The organism is Bradyrhizobium macuxiense, assembly GCF_007993935.1.
Classification (GTDB): Bacteria; Pseudomonadota; Alphaproteobacteria; order Rhizobiales; family Xanthobacteraceae; genus Bradyrhizobium; species Bradyrhizobium macuxiense_A.
Genome location: NZ_VITY01000009.1, coordinates 209,673 through 226,512, shown reverse-complemented (window position 1 = coordinate 226,512; position 16,840 = coordinate 209,673). Strand labels below are relative to the sequence as shown.

20 protein-coding genes are annotated in these 16,840 nt (G+C 64.3%); 8 read left to right on the top strand and 12 right to left on the bottom strand.

Features of this window, described 5'->3' with window-relative positions:
• Positions 1–147: 147 nt before the first annotated feature.
• From FBZ93_RS24165 to FBZ93_RS24155, 3 genes are all read left to right on the top strand, one after another.
• Entirely contained in the window at positions 148–1,260 is a 1,113-nt protein-coding gene (locus FBZ93_RS24165) for an AI-2E family transporter (RefSeq protein ID WP_146989091.1), read from the top strand.
• Between the two features lie 76 nt (positions 1,261–1,336).
• Positions 1,337–1,708 (top strand): DUF883 family protein, encoded by a 372-nt coding sequence (locus FBZ93_RS24160; protein ID WP_146989089.1) that lies wholly within the window; start codon positions 1,337–1,339, stop codon positions 1,706–1,708.
• 141 nt (positions 1,709–1,849) lie between these two features.
• The gene (locus FBZ93_RS24155; RefSeq protein ID WP_146989088.1) at positions 1,850–2,290 is read left to right on the top strand and encodes a hypothetical protein; all 441 of its coding nucleotides are present in this window, start codon (positions 1,850–1,852) and stop codon (positions 2,288–2,290) included.
• Between the two features lie 167 nt (positions 2,291–2,457).
• On the opposite strand, the gene FBZ93_RS24150 is transcribed toward FBZ93_RS24155, so the two are convergent.
• The 6 genes from FBZ93_RS24150 to FBZ93_RS24130 all read right to left on the bottom strand — a co-directional run bounded on the left by FBZ93_RS24150 (position 2,458) and on the right by FBZ93_RS24130 (position 5,710).
• Positions 2,458–2,850: a hypothetical protein gene (locus tag FBZ93_RS24150; protein WP_146989087.1), complete on the bottom strand. Its 393-nt coding sequence runs from the start codon at positions 2,848–2,850 to the stop codon at positions 2,458–2,460.
• Positions 2,851–3,198: 348 nt separating this feature from the next.
• Positions 3,199–3,372 (bottom strand): hypothetical protein, encoded by a 174-nt coding sequence (locus tag FBZ93_RS40750; protein WP_167350152.1) that lies wholly within the window; start codon positions 3,370–3,372, stop codon positions 3,199–3,201.
• A gap of 134 nt (positions 3,373–3,506) precedes the next feature.
• Complete coding sequence (locus tag FBZ93_RS24145) at positions 3,507–3,692, bottom strand: hypothetical protein (protein ID WP_146989086.1); 186 nt, start codon at positions 3,690–3,692, stop codon at positions 3,507–3,509.
• Between the two features lie 80 nt (positions 3,693–3,772).
• On the bottom strand, positions 3,773–4,699 hold the full coding sequence (locus FBZ93_RS24140) for a DMT family transporter (RefSeq protein WP_146989085.1): 927 nt from the start codon (positions 4,697–4,699) through the stop codon (positions 3,773–3,775).
• A 38-nt stretch (positions 4,700–4,737) separates the two neighbouring features.
• Positions 4,738–5,418: a transglutaminase-like domain-containing protein gene (locus FBZ93_RS24135; RefSeq protein WP_146989084.1), complete on the bottom strand. Its 681-nt coding sequence runs from the start codon at positions 5,416–5,418 to the stop codon at positions 4,738–4,740.
• Positions 5,419–5,488: 70 nt separating this feature from the next.
• Positions 5,489–5,710 (bottom strand): hypothetical protein, encoded by a 222-nt coding sequence (locus FBZ93_RS24130; protein WP_050425834.1) that lies wholly within the window; start codon positions 5,708–5,710, stop codon positions 5,489–5,491.
• Between the two features lie 163 nt (positions 5,711–5,873).
• On the opposite strand from FBZ93_RS24130, the gene FBZ93_RS24125 reads away from it, so the two are divergent.
• Positions 5,874–6,128 (top strand): hypothetical protein, encoded by a 255-nt coding sequence (locus FBZ93_RS24125; RefSeq protein WP_050425827.1) that lies wholly within the window; start codon positions 5,874–5,876, stop codon positions 6,126–6,128.
• A gap of 252 nt (positions 6,129–6,380) precedes the next feature.
• Here FBZ93_RS24125 and FBZ93_RS41775 read toward each other — a convergent pair whose 3' ends face one another.
• Positions 6,381–6,503 (bottom strand): hypothetical protein, encoded by a 123-nt coding sequence (locus FBZ93_RS41775; protein ID WP_283810838.1) that lies wholly within the window; start codon positions 6,501–6,503, stop codon positions 6,381–6,383.
• A 394-nt stretch (positions 6,504–6,897) separates the two neighbouring features.
• Here FBZ93_RS41775 and FBZ93_RS24120 point away from each other — a divergent pair, with 394 nt between their 5' ends.
• Positions 6,898–7,143 (top strand): hypothetical protein, encoded by a 246-nt coding sequence (locus FBZ93_RS24120; RefSeq protein ID WP_146989083.1) that lies wholly within the window; start codon positions 6,898–6,900, stop codon positions 7,141–7,143.
• 24 nt (positions 7,144–7,167) lie between these two features.
• Here FBZ93_RS24120 and FBZ93_RS40745 read toward each other — a convergent pair whose 3' ends face one another.
• The 3 genes from FBZ93_RS40745 to FBZ93_RS24105 all read right to left on the bottom strand — a co-directional run bounded on the left by FBZ93_RS40745 (position 7,168) and on the right by FBZ93_RS24105 (position 10,210).
• On the bottom strand, positions 7,168–7,305 hold the full coding sequence (locus FBZ93_RS40745; RefSeq protein ID WP_167529190.1) for a hypothetical protein: 138 nt from the start codon (positions 7,303–7,305) through the stop codon (positions 7,168–7,170).
• A 56-nt stretch (positions 7,306–7,361) separates the two neighbouring features.
• Positions 7,362–8,243, bottom strand: a complete 882-nt coding sequence (locus FBZ93_RS24115) for a DMT family transporter (RefSeq protein WP_146989081.1) — start codon at positions 8,241–8,243, stop codon at positions 7,362–7,364.
• A 1,241-nt stretch (positions 8,244–9,484) separates the two neighbouring features.
• Positions 9,485–10,210 carry a TetR/AcrR family transcriptional regulator gene (locus FBZ93_RS24105; protein WP_146989079.1) on the bottom strand — a complete coding sequence of 242 codons (726 nt, stop codon included), beginning with the start codon at positions 10,208–10,210 and terminating at the stop codon, positions 9,485–9,487.
• A 327-nt stretch (positions 10,211–10,537) separates the two neighbouring features.
• Between FBZ93_RS24105 and FBZ93_RS24100 the strand changes: the two genes are divergently transcribed.
• Positions 10,538–11,749 (top strand): cytochrome P450, encoded by a 1,212-nt coding sequence (locus tag FBZ93_RS24100; RefSeq protein WP_146989077.1) that lies wholly within the window; start codon positions 10,538–10,540, stop codon positions 11,747–11,749.
• 94 nt (positions 11,750–11,843) lie between these two features.
• Here FBZ93_RS24100 and FBZ93_RS24095 read toward each other — a convergent pair whose 3' ends face one another.
• A complete protein-coding gene (locus FBZ93_RS24095) occupies positions 11,844–12,656 on the bottom strand; it encodes a response regulator (protein ID WP_016847263.1) in 813 nt (270 codons plus the stop codon).
• Between the two features lie 298 nt (positions 12,657–12,954).
• Here FBZ93_RS24095 and FBZ93_RS24090 point away from each other — a divergent pair, with 298 nt between their 5' ends.
• Positions 12,955–13,158, top strand: a complete 204-nt coding sequence (locus tag FBZ93_RS24090; protein WP_018269610.1) for a NepR family anti-sigma factor — start codon at positions 12,955–12,957, stop codon at positions 13,156–13,158.
• Positions 13,158–13,706 carry a sigma-70 family RNA polymerase sigma factor gene (locus FBZ93_RS24085; protein ID WP_016847265.1) on the top strand — a complete coding sequence of 183 codons (549 nt, stop codon included), beginning with the start codon at positions 13,158–13,160 and terminating at the stop codon, positions 13,704–13,706. The genes FBZ93_RS24090 and FBZ93_RS24085 overlap by 1 nt, the downstream gene beginning before the upstream one ends.
• 122 nt (positions 13,707–13,828) lie before the next feature.
• Here FBZ93_RS24085 and FBZ93_RS24080 read toward each other — a convergent pair whose 3' ends face one another.
• Positions 13,829–16,738, bottom strand: coding sequence for an EAL domain-containing protein (locus FBZ93_RS24080; RefSeq protein WP_146989076.1), 2,910 nt, complete (start codon positions 16,736–16,738; stop codon positions 13,829–13,831).
• Positions 16,739–16,840 lie beyond the last annotated feature (102 nt).

Here is a 16,840-nt window from a genome sequence, read left to right as displayed (position 1 = left end):
CGCGAATCGTCGCGAAGCCGCGATTGTCAACCCACCACGTCTCACGAAGGCGCGATGGAACTTCTGCCGCGGCGGGCCGTTGTCACGCGCAAGTTGTTACGCACAATTTGATACGAAATTCATTTGTCCTCGTGCAGGAGGAAACTGGTGCGCGCCTTTCCGGGTGAACGTATGCTTGGCAACGCGCCCGAAGGCACGCCCCTCCCCGACAGCAAGGCCGAACTGCCGCCGGTGATCAGCCGCGCCGAAGTCGTCGCCTTCGCGCTGGTCGCGCTGCTGGTGATCCTCGTTGTCGGGGTGCTGTATCTGGCACGCGCCTTCTTCCTGCCGATCACCATGGCCTTCATCGTCGGCACCATGCTGTCGCCGGCAGCGAGCCTGCTCGAGCGCTACCAGATTCCGCGCGCGCTCGGCGCGGTGCTGATCGTGATCGCGGTCGGCGCCGCCGTGACGTTCATGGTCGGACTGATCGCCTCGCCCGTGATGGAATGGAGCTCGCGGCTGCCCGAGCTCAGCGCGATCCTGAAGCAGAAGCTGCACATGTTCGATCGGCCGCTCGCGCTATGGCAGGAGTTGCAGAGCATGGTCGGCGGATCAGACCCACTGGCTACCTTCCAGCTGCCGAAATTCGAATGGGTGCAGCCGACACTGGAATTCCTGTCGCCGACCTTCGCCGAATTCCTGCTGTTCGTCGCGACCCTGATCCTGTTCATCGCGAGCTGGAAGGATCTGCGGCGCGCGCTGGTGATGACTTTCAGCGAACGCGAAGAGCGGCTGCGCACGCTGCGCATCCTCAACGAGATCGAGGTCCATCTCGGCAACTATCTGCTGACGGTGACGATGATCAACATTGGCGTCGGCATCATCGCCGGCGTGATCTGCGCCGCGACGAACATGCCCAATCCGGCCGGGCTCGGCGCGCTCGCCGCGACGCTGAACTTCGTTCCGATCATCGGCCCGGTCGCGATGTTTGTGACGCTGGTCGTGGTCGGCATCATCTCCTTGCCGACCATCGGCGCCGCACTGATCGCGCCGGCCTGCTTTGCCGTCGTGACGTTCATGGAAGGGCATTTCGTGACGCCGACGATCGTCGGCCGAAGGCTGTCGCTGAATGCGCTCGCGGTGTTTCTCGCACTCGCCTTCTGGACCTGGCTGTGGGGCCCGATGGGCGCCTTTCTGTCGTCGCCGCTGCTGATCGTTGGATTGATCGTGAAAGAGCATTTGATGCCGGTCAATTCGCCGCAGCTGCCGGAAGGGTAACCACAGTTTCGCATCTGGAACTTTGCGAGATGCGAGGCGTTTTTCCCGCAACACGCGAATGATGCGGGAGCCTCCGATGTCGAGCACGGACAGCGCATTTGGGATCAAGAACATGACGGACAAAGCGACCTACGAACGCCTCGAGAAGGATGTCATCGCCGTGAAGAACGATATCGCAGCCCTCACCGAGCAGATCACCGACGCGCTCAACTCGTTTGCCAGCAACGCCGGCAAGCAGGCCCGCCGCCACTACAAGGATGCGCGCGCCAACGCGGAATCGACCTTCGACGACATGTCGGAGCGCGGCAGCGCGATGATGGGCGCGGCGCAGGAGGCTGCATCCTCGATCGAGGAGTCGCTGGAAGAGGTGATCACCCAGCGGCCGCTGGCGACCGTCGGCCTGGCGCTTGGCCTCGGCTTTTTGATCGGCGTCACCTGGCGCCGCTAGAGGCGGCTCAACTCCGGCGGATGAGGCCTGCGATGGCGGTCATGCGCAAACCACCGTTCTGGACGAGATGGCAGCACTGGCGCGCCGCCGCCTCGTTTGTCGATGCGCTTTTCAAGGCAAGGTCGAAGACAAGGCTGGTCAATGCTTCAGCGGCTGATCGATGACGTCAAGGAATCCACCGGCAGCGCGCTGCGGCTGACGTCGCTGGCCGCCGCCGCCGCGGTCGCCCTGTTCATCACCCTCGCCTTCCTGTGCGCGGCCGCCTTCATCTCAGTGCTGCAGCACTACGGGCCGGTGGAGGCGTGCCTCTCCGGCGCCGCGGTATTCCTAGTCGTCACGCTGTTCGCCGTCGGCGTCTACACGGCGCGCAAGCGCGAAATGCGGAGGCGCGCCGAGAAAGCGGCGAAGGCGGCGGCCGCCAATGTGTTTACCGACCCTGTCGTCGTCGCCACCGGCCTGCAGATCGTGCGGGCCATCGGCGTGAAGCGGCTGATCCCGATCCTGGCGGTCGGCGGCCTCGCACTCGGCCTGATGGCCAGCCGGGGTGCTGCGAGTAGTGCTGAGGCAGAAGAGGAAAAATAGCTTTCTCGCTCACGAGAATGGCGCGAAACCAACCGTCGTCATCGCCCGGCTCGACCGGGCGATCCAGTATTCCAGAGACAGCTGTTATTAGCGGTTAGGCCGCGGCGTACTGGATCGCCCGGTCGAGCCGGGCGATGACAGCGTTGCTTGTTGAACGTTCGCCCTGCTCAGGTCACGCAGCGGCCGGGCTGCAGCAGCTTGGCCACTTCGGTCAGGACGCTGACCACCGGCTCACAGGCGACCTTGCGGGTGTCGCCGGGCCGCGCGCGGGCGGGTGCTGCGGGATGATTGCGGGCCTCTTCCCGCGCCACGGGAACGCGGACCAGGACCGACGTATCGGGCAGCCGGTCGAGCTTCAGCGCGACGGTCCGGCTCGGCAGGCCGGTCACCGGAACCGCGGCGCGGTCGGTCTTGGCGGCGCGATTGACGGCGCTCTCCGGCGCCAATTGGGTGGTGACCTGCTGCCCGCCAATGAGATCGTGGCCGGATGCCAATTGGACCGCGCCAAGCGTCAACCCAAGCGCCAACGCAGCGAAAATTCCCTTTTGAATCTTTGACATGGTGATGTCCCTCGCCCCATGGAAATTCCCGTTGGCGATCACGGACACAACGCGAACGAAACCTGTGGGGTTCTCGCGTCCGGCCATCACTTAACCGTGTACGAAAAAATTTTGATTCGCGCGGAACGAGTCCGGGGGTCTGCGAGTCATTGCAAGAGCCGGTTATTCCCCCTGCCCCATTGACCGGCGACGTAGGGCGCGACCGTGGTGATGCCGGTCGCGCCCTGCTCTTTTTGGAGATTCGCCTTTTTGGAGGTTCGTGTTTCACGCCCCTGCCGGCGAACGATGTGTCGGCCGGCCTGTCACGCGGCGTCGCATTGAGGTCAGGTCGCGAGGGACCATCCGGCGTCAGGCATCGTCGCTCGATGGCGTGTCCTGGGATCGAACAACTGTCACCTCACGGCATGACGGGCAACGACCGACATGAAACTTGATTCCGGTCGTCTGGTCGTCGACGAGCATCAATTCGCTCAGGGGCTCGCCGCATTTGCAGGTCACCGTCTTCTTATCGGCAAAATACATCTGACGTCCTCCATAAGCCTGGAGAGTTCATCTCGTCATGAGGGCGAGCCCGCTTGCGCCGTGCTCGCCCCTCGTCCCTGCTCCTTCTCGGTCTGTCAGATCCGGGTAATCCGGATGCCGTTGGCTCCCGGCTGTTATTTCGAAGCGGACTGCGCCTGCGAGCGTGACTCCGCGGCTTCGCGCGCCTGCCGCTCGGCCTTGAGGCGCTGGAAATTGTCGTAGAAGGCCTTCTCGTTGGCGCGGTGCTCCTTCATCGCCTGCGACGCTTCTTGCTGACGCTGCGCATCGCGCTCTTTCCGTTGCTGGGGAGTCAGATTCATGCGGCCTCCAACTAAGTTCTTGAATCAACGCCGGATTCAACGCACGAGGCCGGGAAAAGTTGCAATGGAGGGGAACTGGCCTATTTGCGCAGGCTCGCCCAGACGCCGCCGAGGATCAGCAGGCCGCCAACCAGATGGATCAGCTTCGGCGGCTCGCCGAGGATGATCCAGGACAAGAGCGCGCTCGCGATCGGCGCGACGTAGAGCACGAGCGATGTCCGCACCGAGCCGAACCGTGCGCCGAGCCAGGCGAAGCCGGCATAGGCCATCAGGCCGGGCACCAGGCCGGCGAAGACATAGGCCTCGAACGCCCTCGTATTGAACACCGCGGCCGGCGTCGCCCACATCTCCTGCAGGGCCGGCGGCAGCGAGCACAGCGCGCCCGCCGCCGAGAACAGGCTGACGCGCGCCAGCAGCGAGGCGCGCGGCGCGACACGGGATTGCACCAGCGTGTAGCCGGACCAGCCGAGCATCGCGCCCACCACCAGGAGATCGCCCCAGGCCGCGCTCGATTGCGTCAGCGTTTCCAGGTGGCCGCCGGAGACGATCAGCAGCGCGCCGGCGAGCGCCAGCGCCGTGCCGAGCCATTGCAGCGGGCCGATATGCTCGATGCCGAGCGCGGCCGAGATCAGCAGCACCATGATCGGCGACAGGGCGAAGATCAGCGCGATATGGATCGCGGTGGTGGTGATGCCGGCGATATAGACCGGGCCGCCGCACAGGAACATGCCGAGGAAGCCCGCGGCGAGGATCGGCCAGAGGTTCTGCGCCAGCGGGATCTTGCTGTCGCGGATCGCCGCGATCGCGAACGGCGCCAGCCCGATGGCGATGATGCTCCAGCGGAAGAAGGCCAGCGAGAACGGCGGCACCGAGCCGGCAAGGCCGCGCGCCAAGACCTGGTTGGAGGCCTGCCCGACCGCGACCAGGATGAAGCCGGTCAGCGCGACCGCGTCCTCCCAGCCCGTGGCCGGGCGGCCGACCTGGCCTTTCGGCAACTCCGCATCCATGACACCGCCCCCTCAGCCGGTGCGCAGGCCCGCGCCCGCTACTGCTCCGCCGCCTCCCGCTCCATGTCGCGGCCGGACATGTCCTCGCCCTGCATGTTGGCGTATTCGCGCGCCATCTCGCGCATCAGGAATTTGGCCGGGACGTCGTGATAGCTGCCGTGGTCGTTGACATATTGCATGTAGGTGCGCCCTTCACCGTCGAAGGGATGCAGCAGCGCATCCGAATGGCCGTCGAAATCGAGCGGCTTGACGCCGAGCTTGGCGCACAGCGTGTCGTTGAAGGTCGGGGTCGCCTTGCGCCAGGCGCCGTCGACGAACACTTCGGTGAAGCCGTGCCAGGTGAACAGGTCCGAGCCCATGCTCTGGCGCAGCTTCTCGGTGGTGAGATGGTTGCGGACATCGGCGAAGCCGACGCGGGCCGGGATGCCGTGGACCCGGCAGGCGGCGGCATAGAGCGCCGCCTTGCCGACACAGTAGCCGTTGCCGGCGGCGAGCACGCTGGAGGCCCGATAGCTCTCCGGTGAGCGCATGCTGACATAGGGGTTGTAGCGGATGCCGTCGCGCACCGCGGTGTAGAGCCTGCTCGCGATCTCGCGCGCGCCCGCGTTGGCCGGCACAGCGGCGCGGGCGAACGCCTCGACGGCGGGATGGTCGCTGTCGACATATTCGCCGGGGTCGGTGTAGAGGCGGCTGATCGTGTCAGTGAGATGCTCGGTCATGGCGCAAGCTTAGCAAGCCATCCGCGCAGTTCAATGCAGCTGACGCAGCCCTGCCCCGCCAGAGTCCGGTTTAGTTCCTGAAGCGTTCGTCCCATTGCGGCGGCTGGTAGCTGCGCCGCTTGGCCTTGAAATATTCGCGCGCGAAATGGATGCCGATCCCGATCAGGAACGGCGGGGCGAGCGCGGCGGCGATCATGAACACGGTGATCGACTTCGGCGTCAGGATGTCCAGCACCATCGACGCCAGCAGCCACAGCGTGGCAGCAATCACCGCGACGTCGACATGCTTCATTCCCTCGGTCTTTCCTTGATCGTTCCGGGTTCCATCCTACCGGCTGGCCCTGCATGCGCCAAGGATTCCGGCGGCAGCCAATACCTCCGGCCCTTCACTTTTTTGGAACGGCGCCCGCGCGGGCAATGTTGTCCCGATAAACAAACCGAGCCCGGAGGCCGCGATGGGCAACTCCAGTGACATCCACAATGGCGTCGACCATCCCGCGAGCCAAAACGGCGTCAACGACCCGGTCGGCGGGGTCGACGTGAAGCGGACCTTCAACGACAACCAGACGCCGCACGAACGCGCGCAATGGGCCGCCGACGTCCGCGCCGACGCCTCGCCCAGGAGCGGCGAGGCATTCCTGCCCGAGGCGTTGCGGCGACGGCCGACGTCGCCGATCAACCCGCGCACCGGGCGCCATCCGACCGACTAGCTAAAGCGATATGAGGTTATGCGGCCGTCGCGGGGCGCTGCCAAAATATCGAAAACAACCCCATGCAAAGCAACCGGCGGCCGGCGTTCGAGCCAGGCAACTTGACACGTCGGGCAACTCGGAGATATTCTTCTAATATTCCGAAATTGCCAACTGTTCCCGGATTGTGCCCCCTTCTCGTCGCGCCCGGTAGGTAGGCGAGCAAAGTGGGTGGCGCGAGCAAGCGGGCGCTCCCGTCGGCTTGCCGTCGCGTCATTCGCGCATCGACAGCATCGCGTTCAGCTCGACGGCTGTCTTCAGCTGATCGATCCGCGCGACGATCTGCTCACGCTCGGCGCCGCGCGGCAGCTGCGCGAGCCGGTTCTCGAGTCGCACCCGATGTTCCTCGAGGCGCTGCTCGAATGTGTGGGGCTCAGATCGCTTCCGTCGTTGAATCGTCCTCTGCATCGTCCATCCTTGGCGGTTGCAGACCGGGACTATTGGCCCAACGGTCCAGTTGTTCGATGACCCTTGCGTGGCTCGGGCGCCGCGGTTCCGGAGCTCTCGGCTCCTCGGATAGTTTGCGGGGCAGCTTGACGTCGTTGGTCATGGCATCACTCCCGCAATGTAACGAAACGGGCGCCTCGATTGTTCCTTTGTTTTTTCACATAACATATTGATATTACTTGGTAAAATTACTCACTCGACGTTTTTTTATGAGCTTGAGGAACTCGCCACGAATTGGTTCGTTTAGCGAATTACTCAACAAGCTAAGTCTGGGTGTATTGCGATGAATGAGTTACGCGCCGAGCGGCTCCAGGTCATGCTCTCGCCGGAGGAATTGGCCGCCCTCGATGATTTCCGCTTCAAGCACCGTATGCCGACCCGCGCCGCGGCAGTCCGCGAACTGCTCAAGCTCGGCCTTGCCGGCATCGGCACCGATGCGGCGGCCGGAGTGAAGTCCAGCGATTACGGGGTGTTCGATCGAGGGCCTGAAGGCCACACGCAGGGAGAGGACGCGCCAAACGGCAAGTGACGGCGCGTAGTTACGGGCGGCGGTTCAGCCCACGAACAGATCTACAACCGCTTTCAACGTGCAGACCACGAGTGCCGACGTGAACATCGCCGTGCCGAGGTCCGCGAGATAAAGCAGCTGCGCCTTCTGCTCCGCATCAAGCCGCGCGATCGCCTTGCGCATGGCCAAGCTCCCTTTTCAGGAGAACGCGATGCGCCGATCTCCGTTCCAGCGCAGCCTCAGGCGCGTTGCAGCGCCAGCGTCACGCCGCCGAGCGTCAGCGCCATCGCGCCGATCTCGCGCAGGCCCAGCGGCTCGCCAAGGATGATCGCAGCCGAGATCACGCCGATGACAGGCACCAGCAGCATGCCGGTCGATGCCGAGGTCGGCGGCAGGCGGCGCAGCGTCTCGAACCAGGTGAGATAGCAGATGCCCATCGGCATCAGCGTCATATAGGCGAAGCAGCCGAGGCCGAGCGGCGTGATCGCGGCATAGTTCGGCTGCTCGAAGCAAACGCCGAGCAACAGCATGACGAGACAGCCGATGCCGACCTGCCAGGCGACCACGGCGAGCGGCGGCATCGGCAGCGGCTTGCGGTTCAGCACATTGCCGAGCGCGAACAGGATCGCGCAGGCGAGCGCGAGCGCAATGCCGGTGAGCTTGCCGACGCTGAACGCAAAGCCGCCTCCGCCGAGCAGCAGCGCAACGCCGGCGATACCGAGCACCAGCGCGGCCAGGTCCCGCAGCGTCGGGCGGCTGTGCAGCACCGGCCATGCAAACAGCATCGCCCAGATCGGCATGGTGTAGGCGAGGAGCGCGCCCTCGCCGACCGTGACGAACTTCATCGCGATGGTGCCGAAGCCCATCCAGGCAAAGACATTGGTAAAGGAGGCGAACAGCAGCCGCGGGATCGCCTCGCGCGGCACCGCGAGCGACTGGCCGCGGGCCAGCGCCAGCGTACCCAGGATCACCGCCGCGCAGGTGCCGGCGAGCCCGCGCGCGAACAGCGGCGGCCATTGCTGCAACAGCAGCTTCATCAGCGGCCAGTTCAGCGCCCAGCCGAGCGCCGTCACCACCAGGCAGAGGAAGCCGATTGTCCTGTCGCGCTGAGTCGTGTCCATCGGCCGCGCTTAGCAGGCGGAGCCATGCGATTCCACTTCGCCTCGCGCGCGCCGCATCGCATATGCCGGAGCGTGGCACGCGCGAATGCTCCGGCGCGTGGCTTCGAATACCATCCGTCAGGCAGGTGCTGTCCTAGTTAGGACACTCGCAAAGGGGAATCAGGACACCCTCTCAATGGTCGGGATAAAGTGGCAATTACTGTTGGCCGCATGGAACCGGCCCGTTTACGATGGAACCCATCGGGTCACGCGCCCGACAGCATAGGAACAACTGGCCGCGGCTCCCGCGCCGGGCCTTTTCTTTAGGTCACGTAGACTGCCATACATAAGTGAAAGCGGTTGCCCGGAGCTGGTGCGATACTTCGCGGATGTACAGGCTCAATCACCACGACGGCATCGAGAACAGCTTCATGATCTTGGCGCTGATCTCATTCGTTGCGCTGATCGTAGGCGTGAGTGCGCTACTGATCGGCTGAGCCTGTTCTCTGTGGATGGATCGAACACTTTTGGCCTCAGCTTGTGCCCCCTCGCTGGGGCCGTTCCTTTTGGGGCGGAGCCTCACAGAGCATTATGCGAGGCTCCATCCTTCATCAGTTGGGCTTGTTTGCCGCGATCAACTTGGGGAGGAATTGGAGCGCTTCGCTGTCGCGGGGCCTAAAGTACACGCAAGGTCTCACGCGCAATGTTGGTTATCCAAAACTGCGGCGGCCTTACTTCTCCGGCGGCTTGCACTCTTGCAGCACCTTCTCGGCCTGCTCAAGCACGTTCCTGGATCGGGCTATCATCGGGCGTGTAATGTCGGTGCCCTCGTGGACACGCTCGATTTGGTCGAGCGCTGCCTTGCGAAACTCAAAGAGCCTGAGCTTGTAGTCGTTCGAACATGGCAAGGACCGGATGAAGCGGACCTAGCTTAAGCATAACGCAAAAGGGCTCGGGGTTGCGCGTCAATTATCAGGAAAGCCGGGCTTTAAGGCCGGGGTGTCTCAGCCAACTGGATTTGCCACTGCTCCGCGCGCGAGGCTAGCAGGTCGTATTCCAAAGCTGCCTTCAAGAGTTTTTCCTGCTGCGCTGCGGATATGAGAAAGGCCTCAGCCTTGGCGCGCGTTTCTTCTGCGCGCTCGCGCCAAAAAGCTGGCTCCAGCAGTGATAGCCCTAGAACATTTCCTAGAACATTTGGTGACCGCCATTCGGTAATCCTACCGAGAACTTAGGACACTGGGGCTTAAATACGGACAGTACCGTCAGGCAAAGGTGCCGGTCGAAACCCGCGGCCAGCCCCCGCTTTTCCGCGCGGCGGCAAGCTTGCTGGTCCAGGCATCGATCAGGCTTGCGATCAGGAGACGGCCGGTGCCGCGCATGTCGGGCAGTTTCATGGTCGGCGTTCCGAGCGTCAGCGCGACCACGCCGTGGGTCGCGGCCAGCAGCGCGGTCGCCAGCCGCTGCGGCAGGCCCGGCGCGGCTTCAGCGCCATGCGCCGCCAGAAATTCCCGCACCGAGACCACGAACAGCTCGTAGCTGCGGCGCGCGATCTCGGTCTCGCCGAAATAGACGCCGTCGGGAAACCGGCGGTCCTCGACCGTGCCGGACATCGAGAACAGCGAGCGGAAGTGATCGGGATTGTCGGCCCAGTAGTCGAGGTAGGTTTCCATCACCCGCCGCAGCCGCAAATCGCTGTCGGCGGTCTGTGCGCGGACCTGTTCGAGTGCTTCGGCAACCGCTTCGAGGTTCTGCTGCTTCACCGCGAGCAGTAGCAGCAGCTTGGTCGGGTAGTATTTGAGGACGGTGCCCTTCGAATAGCCGATCGCGTCGGCGATCTTCTGGATCGAGACGGTCTCGAGCGTGCCGGCGGCGAATTCCTTGCGCGCGGTCTCCAGGATCAGCGCCTTCAACGCCTCCTTGTCGGCCTCCTGGCGCGCCCTGCGCTGAAAGCGCCGCGCGCCCTTGCTGGGTCGCTCCTCGATCGACATGGCCGTCTCCTAGAGCATGATGAGATCCGGTCGAGCTGGAGCAGCGTCGAAACTTCACCTCTCCCTTGGGAGAGGTCGATTTGCGCAGCAAATCGGGTGAGGGGTTGCGGCCCATCGAGGGAGCAAGAGCCCTCACCCGGATTGCTTCGCAATCCGACCTCTCCCCAACGGGGAGAGGTGAACCGAGACCGCGCCAAGCCGATTCAACCGTATCTCATTCGCGCTTTAGAGCCTTTTCCGCTCCGATGGAATCGAAACGAGGCCCCCTTGCTTTACTCCAGTTAATTGACTATGGTCAATTAACTGATTACAAGACGGGAGGATGCAATGAGCGCGCATGCGAGCCCCCTTGCCGGCGACATCGTCCGCAGCGATTTCGATCCGTTCAGCCCGGCGACGCGGGCCGATCCCTATGGCACCTACGCGGAGCTGCGTGCCGCAGCGCCGGTCGTTCGCCTGACGCGCTACGACATCTGGGCGGTGCCGCGCTTTACCGAGGTCAAGGCGATCTTCGGAGACCACGTCAATTTCAGCAACGCCGGCGGCGCCGGGCTTGCGAACCACTTCAAGGAAAAGCCGTGGCGGCCGCCGAGCATCGTGCTGGAAGCCGATCCGCCGCTGCATACCCGGACCCGCGCGGTGCTGGCGCGGATCCTCTCACCCGGCGCGATGCGGCGGCTCGCCGATGACTTCAAGGCAAAGGCTGCAACGCTCATTGACGGGCTGGTCGAACGCGGATCGTTCGACGCCATCAAGGACATCGCGGAGGTGTTTCCGGTCAGCGTATTCCCCGACGCGCTCGGCATCGATCAGGAGGGCCGCGAGAATTTCCTGACCTATGGCGCGATGGTGTTCGCCGGCTTCGGACCGGAGAACGACTATTTTCGCAACCTGATGAAAGAGGCGCCGCGCGTGCTGCCTTGGGTCGCGGCACGCTGCCAGCGCGAGGCGCTGCGGCCGGGCAGCTTTGGCGCTGAGGTTTACGAGGCGGCCGACACCGGCGAGATCAGCGCGGAAGAGGCTCCGCTGCTGGTGCGCTCGCTGCTCTCCGCCGGGCTCGACACCACGATCAGTGCGATCGGTATGGCGCTGTACACGCTGGCGCGCCATCCCGAGCAATGGGCGTTGCTCGCGGCCGATCCGTCGCTGGCGCGCGCGGCGTTCGACGAGACGCTGCGGTTCGATTCGCCGGCGCCGTTCGTGTTCCGCACCACGCCGCACGACACCGAGATCGCGAGCGTTGCGATCGGCAAGCACGAGAAGGTGCTGTTGCTGCTCGCCTCCGCCAACCGCGACGAAACGCGCTGGGAGCATCCCGACCGGTTCGACATCAAACGGCGGTTGTCAGGACACATGGGCTTCGGCGTCGGCATCCACGGCTGCGTCGGGCAGATGGTCGCGCGACTGGAGGCGGAGGCCGTGATCGCAGCGCTCGCCAGCCGCGTGAAGCAGTTCGACATTGCGGGCCCGGTCGCCTTCCGCGACAGCTCGGGGCTGCGGGCGCTCAGCACCATGCCGGTCCGCGTCACGCCGAAATAGCATCGCGGGCGGCGAACCGGGGCTTGCCCAAAAACAGAACCGGCGCACCTTGCGGCACGCCGGTCTGCATTTTGCCCGCTTGCGTAAACTCAGGTCATGCCGACGCCGCGCGCGGCGTGCGGTTGCGCGAGTTGCGCTGGAAGAACAGCGCCTGGCTCGCCACAGCCGACACCATCGCCGGCTGGAACGGTTTTGAGATCAGGAACGCCGGCTCCGGCCGTTCGCCGGTCAGGAAGCGCTCCGGATAGGCGGTGATGAACACCACCGGCACCTCGAAGGTGCGCAGCAACTCGTTCACCGCATCGAGGCCCGACGAGCCGTCGGCGAGCTGGATGTCGGCGAGGATCAGGCCGGGCTTCTTGTTCTTGGCGAGCGCCACCGCATCGGAATGCGTGCGCGCGACGCCGATGACATTGTGGCCGAGATTCTTCACCAGGCTCTCGAGGTCCATGGCGATGAAGGTCTCGTCCTCGATGATCAGGACGTCGGTGGCGATCTCGGCGGCCATCTCGCGACCGGCGGCGTCGGTCAGCTTGCGCGTCTCGGCGATGTCAGTGCCGAGGATGTAGCCGACCTCCTCCTCCGAAAAGCCTTCCAGCGACAGCAGCAGGAAGGCCTGCCGCGGCAGCGGCGTGATGTTGGAGAGCCGGCGCTCCGGCGGCAGCGACAGCGTCGCCACGTCGGCGTTGTCGTTGTTGTTCACCGAGACCGAATTCCAGATTTGGGTGAACAGCCGAAACAGACCGGCGCGCGGGCCGTGGGTCTGGTCCAGCAATGATCCGTCCTGCAACAGGGCCTCGAGCATGGCCCCGACATAGGCGTCCCCCGACGCCTGGTTTCCGGTCAGTGCGCGAGCGTAACGGCGCAGCAGCGGAAGGTGTTCGGCAACGATCTGCGATCGGGACATTCCCACTCCATCCTTGTTCTTAGGCCTGGGTTGTTGGGCCTTTTGGCCTGAAACCCGTTGTCTGGGGACGACAGAATCCCGCTCCGAGAATCCAGTTTCTGGGGCGACCCCGGTTCCCCTGCATGCCCGACTACGCGCGAAAGCCGGAAAAGTTCCACGAAATAGTTCCAGCGTTCCGGAACTTTCTGCGCAACTTTGCATTAGCTCCTGACCGACGAGGCAACGCGGCCAGCCTCTTTTTTCGAGGAAACATCTTGGAAATCAGAGACTTAACTCCCGGGGAAGCGTGGATCAGATCATGAAGGAAGTAAAGAAGCAGGGCGGTCTCAACGCCGAGATTCAATCGAGAATCGGCCACCAGCTGCGCGCCATGTACGACGATGTGGTGCGGCAGGGAGTGCCCGACCGCTTTGCGGAGTTGATCCGCAAACTCGACGGGCCCGAGGCCGCCGCGGCGGCCGTGGCCGGGGGCGATACCGACAAGAACAATGGAGGGGACTAATGCCTCTCACGAATGAACTTCGCGACGACATCCTGGCGTCGGTCCCGAGCCTGCGCGCGTTCGCGATCTCGCTGTCCGGTAATGGTGACCGCGCCGACGATCTGGTGCAGGAGACCCTGCTGCGGGCGATCGCCAACATCGACTCGTTCCAGCCCGGCTCCAACCTTCCCGCGTGGTTGTTCACCATCCTGCGCAACCTGTTTCGCTCCGACTACCGGAAGCGGCGGCGCGAGGTCGAGGACGCCGAGGGCAACTATGCCAAGACGCTGAAGAGCCAGCCGTCGCAAGCCGCGCATCTGGAGTTCGAGGAATTCCGCGCGGCGCTCGAAAAGCTGCCGCAGGACCAGCGCGAAGCGTTGATCCTGGTGGGTGCCTCCGGCTTCTCCTACGAGGATGCCGCGGCGATCTGCGGCTGTGCGGTCGGCACCATCAAGAGCCGCGTCAACCGCGCGCGCTCGAAGCTGTCAGCGCTGCTCTATGTCGACAGCGCCGAGGATTTCGGCCCCGACAACACCGTGCGCGCCGTGATCGGCGGCAATGGCGGATAGAAAGGCGCGAGCGCCACTGAATACACCAGAGGCGGCCCTCGATGGGCCGCCTCTTTTGCTTTCGGAAGCGACAGATCACGTTCACGCGACCGATCTACGTCGCCGCCATATGATGCCTGGGTCTAGCCCGCCATCGCCTGCTTGACGGCCGCCGGCTTGAAGCCGTTCCTCAATTCGAGGATCTTGGCCGCGATCTCGGTCACCGGGACCGGATGGCTGAACAGGAAGCCCTGGGCCTCGTTGCAGCCTTCGGCGCGCATGTGGTCGAGCTGCTCGACCGTCTCGATGCCTTCGGCGATCGTGGTCATGCCAAGGCTCCGGCCAAGGCTGATGACGGCGCGCACGATCGATTTCGATCCATGCGTCGCGGTCGCGTCGCGCACGAAGGATTTGTCGATCTTGAGCTTGTCGAACGGAAAACTGCGCAGATAGCTCAGCGACGAATAGCCGGTGCCGAAATCGTCGAGCGCGATCCGCACGCCCTGCGCTTTCAGCTTGTGCAGCGTTGCAAGCGTCTCGCTGCTGTTGGCAAGGAAGACGGATTCGGTGATCTCGAGCTCGATCCGGCGCGGCGACAATTTTGACGCCGCCAGCGCATTGACGACGACGTCGATGAAGTTGGGATCACGAAACTGCACCGCGGAGACGTTGACCGCGAGCTTCATCTCGCTCGGCCAGGTGACGGCCTGCTCGCAGGCGCGGTCGAGCACCCATTCGCCGAGCGGACCGATCAGGCCGATCTCCTCCGCGATCGGGATGAACTGGTCCGGCGGCACCAATCCGCGCTTCGGGTGATGCCAGCGCAGCAGCGCCTCGAAGCCGCAGATGCGGTCGAGATGGAGATCATAGAGCGGCTGGTAGAACAGCGAGAACTCGTCCTTGGCCATCGCCTCGCGAAGGTCGAGCTCGATCGCCCGCCGCCGCTGCAGGCTGGCGTCCATCGCAGGCTCGAAGAAGCGCCAGGTGCCGCGGCCCTCCATCTTGGCGCGATACAAGGCGACGTCGGCATTCTTCAGCAGCTTCTCGCCGGTGGTGCCGTCGCCCGGCGACATCGAGATGCCGACGCTGCAGCCGACCACGACGCGATGCCCGTTCAGCTCATAGGGTGCGCCGACGCATTCCACGATGCGGCGAGCCAGACGTTCGGCCTCCTCGCCGCCCTGGACGCCACACTGGATGACCGCGAACTCGTCGCCGCCCAATCGCGCAACGGTGTCGATCTCGCGGACGCAGGCGTTGAGCCGGTCCGCGACCGCACACAGCAGTTCATCGCCGACTGGATGCCCGAGCGTGTCGTTGACCTGCTTGAAATTGTCGAGATCGAGGCAGAACACCGCAAAGCCGGATCCGCGGCCGACCTGAGCGACCGCGAGCTCGATCCGTTCGGCGAGCAGCGTGCGGTTCGGCAGCTTGGTCAGGGCATCGTGCCGGGCCATGAACGCGATCTGCGACTCGGCGCGCTGCTGTTCGGTGACATCCTCGCAGGTGACCAGCCAGCCATCGTCGGTCGTCGGCCGTTGCGCGATGGCGATGATCCGTCCATCGCTGAGATGCTGCAGATAGTTGCCCTCGTGCTGGGCCATCGACCGCTCGCGTTCCATCAGCAGGTCGGCGACGGTCCGCTCGCCATGATTGCCGGCGGCGACGCTGAGGCCGAGCACCTCCTCCATGGTCATTCCGGGAATGACGAGCTCCGGCGAAATATCGAAGATTTCGCAGAACCGGCGATTGGCGACCTGCAGCCGCGCCTCGCTGTTGTAGAGGCACAGCCCTTGCGACATGTGCGTGAGCGCCGCATCGAGCCGCAGATTGGTCTCATGCAGCTCCGCCTTCTGCTGCTTCAGCGCGGAGATATCGCTGTAGACCAGGACGACGCCGCCCTCCTGCGTCTCGCTGCGGCTGACGCGCAGCCAGCGTCCGTCCGAAAGCTGCGCCTCGCTGGCAAAACCATCGATGTCGCCGTCGGCCGGCGCCAGGCTCGCGGCATCGAGCCGATCCGACTGCAGAAGCTGCGGCGAGAGAAGGATGAATTCACTGGCCCGCGAATTGGCCAGCGCGATCTGGCCGTCCGCATCGAGCAGCACGACGCCTTCGCGCGACGTTTCGAGCGCATCGGACAGCCGCGCCTGCGCGGAGCGGCGTTGCGACACCTCCTGATCGACCATCCGCCTGATATTGTCGCGCATGGTTTCCATCGCCGTCAGCAGCGTGCCCAGTTCGTCGGTGCCGCCCTTGGGGACGGTCGCGTCGAGGTCGCCGCCGGCGATGCTGCGCGCGGCCCGCGACGCAATGGCGACGGGGCCGATGATGCGGCGCGCCAGCACCCACGAGAACAGCGCCGACAGGAACAGCGCAACCGTCAGCCCGGCGACGTTGAGCTGCAGGTCCCGCTTGATCGTCGAGAGCGCCTTTTGCCGGAACAAAAAGCCGTCACCGGCCGTATAGTTGACCAATAGCTCAACCTGCTGGCTGACGATCTTGGAGTAGCGATCGACGTCGCCGACCGTAGTGCTCGATGCGCGCGGATCGACCGCCGGATTTTCCTCCACGGACAATCCGATCGCGCGGCGATGCAGCGCCATCCAGGCGTCGGCGGCCTCCTGAACCTTTGCCGCGGCTTGCGCAGCCCGTGCGGACTGCGACCGGTCGGCCGCGATCGTCAAATCCTCCGAGAGCGTCTTCGCAAGCTTCTCGATCTGGCTGTCGAGGCTGGCACGAATCTCAAGATCGGTGGTCAAGAGGCGCTGCGACGACGCGACCCGCATCGAGGCGAAGTCCGCACCGGCGGCGCGGGCATAATTGATCGACATCAGGGATTCGTCGAACGTCTTGGCCACCAGATCGCCGGCATGGCGGATGCCGAGGATCGAGTATCCCCCGAGCGCGACGGCAACGGCACTCATCGCGAGGCAGAAAATCAGGATCTGGGTGCGGATCGAACCCGTGGTCAGGGCAAGACGCGACAGGCGGCCGGTGGCGAACCGAATGGCTGCACCGGTCTTCGTCTTGAGGTTGCCTAATAGGCTATCCATACCCGCGTTTCGCCGTAGTGCTCGATGTTCAAGCTACGCAGAAACGCGCAGCGCTGCGGAAAAATGACTGTCTGCTCAAAATTGCCTTAGTAGTGACTGGAA

Bases quoted from the DNA above. Each gene is read 5' to 3' on its own strand.
- FBZ93_RS24160 (WP_146989089.1), top strand. From the start codon at position 1,337: ATGTCGAGCACGGACAGCGCATTTGGGATCAAGAACATGACGGACAAA.
- FBZ93_RS24155 (WP_146989088.1), top strand. From the start codon at position 1,850: ATGCTTCAGCGGCTGATCGATGACGTCAAGGAATCCACCGGCAGCGCG.
- FBZ93_RS24150 (WP_146989087.1), bottom strand. From the start codon at position 2,850: ATGTCAAAGATTCAAAAGGGAATTTTCGCTGCGTTGGCGCTTGGGTTG.
- FBZ93_RS40750 (WP_167350152.1), bottom strand. From the start codon at position 3,372: ATGTATTTTGCCGATAAGAAGACGGTGACCTGCAAATGCGGCGAGCCC.
- FBZ93_RS24145 (WP_146989086.1), bottom strand. From the start codon at position 3,692: ATGAATCTGACTCCCCAGCAACGGAAAGAGCGCGATGCGCAGCGTCAG.
- FBZ93_RS24140 (WP_146989085.1), bottom strand. From the start codon at position 4,699: ATGGATGCGGAGTTGCCGAAAGGCCAGGTCGGCCGCCCGGCCACGGGC.
- FBZ93_RS24135 (WP_146989084.1), bottom strand. From the start codon at position 5,418: ATGACCGAGCATCTCACTGACACGATCAGCCGCCTCTACACCGACCCC.
- FBZ93_RS24130 (WP_050425834.1), bottom strand. From the start codon at position 5,710: ATGAAGCATGTCGACGTCGCGGTGATTGCTGCCACGCTGTGGCTGCTG.
- FBZ93_RS24125 (WP_050425827.1), top strand. From the start codon at position 5,874: ATGGGCAACTCCAGTGACATCCACAATGGCGTCGACCATCCCGCGAGC.
- FBZ93_RS24120 (WP_146989083.1), top strand. From the start codon at position 6,898: ATGAATGAGTTACGCGCCGAGCGGCTCCAGGTCATGCTCTCGCCGGAG.
- FBZ93_RS40745 (WP_167529190.1), bottom strand. From the start codon at position 7,305: ATGCGCAAGGCGATCGCGCGGCTTGATGCGGAGCAGAAGGCGCAGCTG.
- FBZ93_RS24115 (WP_146989081.1), bottom strand. From the start codon at position 8,243: ATGGACACGACTCAGCGCGACAGGACAATCGGCTTCCTCTGCCTGGTG.
- FBZ93_RS24105 (WP_146989079.1), bottom strand. From the start codon at position 10,210: ATGTCGATCGAGGAGCGACCCAGCAAGGGCGCGCGGCGCTTTCAGCGC.
- FBZ93_RS24100 (WP_146989077.1), top strand. From the start codon at position 10,538: ATGAGCGCGCATGCGAGCCCCCTTGCCGGCGACATCGTCCGCAGCGAT.
- FBZ93_RS24095 (WP_016847263.1), bottom strand. From the start codon at position 12,656: ATGTCCCGATCGCAGATCGTTGCCGAACACCTTCCGCTGCTGCGCCGT.
- FBZ93_RS24090 (WP_018269610.1), top strand. From the start codon at position 12,955: ATGAAGGAAGTAAAGAAGCAGGGCGGTCTCAACGCCGAGATTCAATCG.
- FBZ93_RS24085 (WP_016847265.1), top strand. From the start codon at position 13,158: ATGCCTCTCACGAATGAACTTCGCGACGACATCCTGGCGTCGGTCCCG.
- FBZ93_RS24080 (WP_146989076.1), bottom strand. From the start codon at position 16,738: ATGGATAGCCTATTAGGCAACCTCAAGACGAAGACCGGTGCAGCCATT.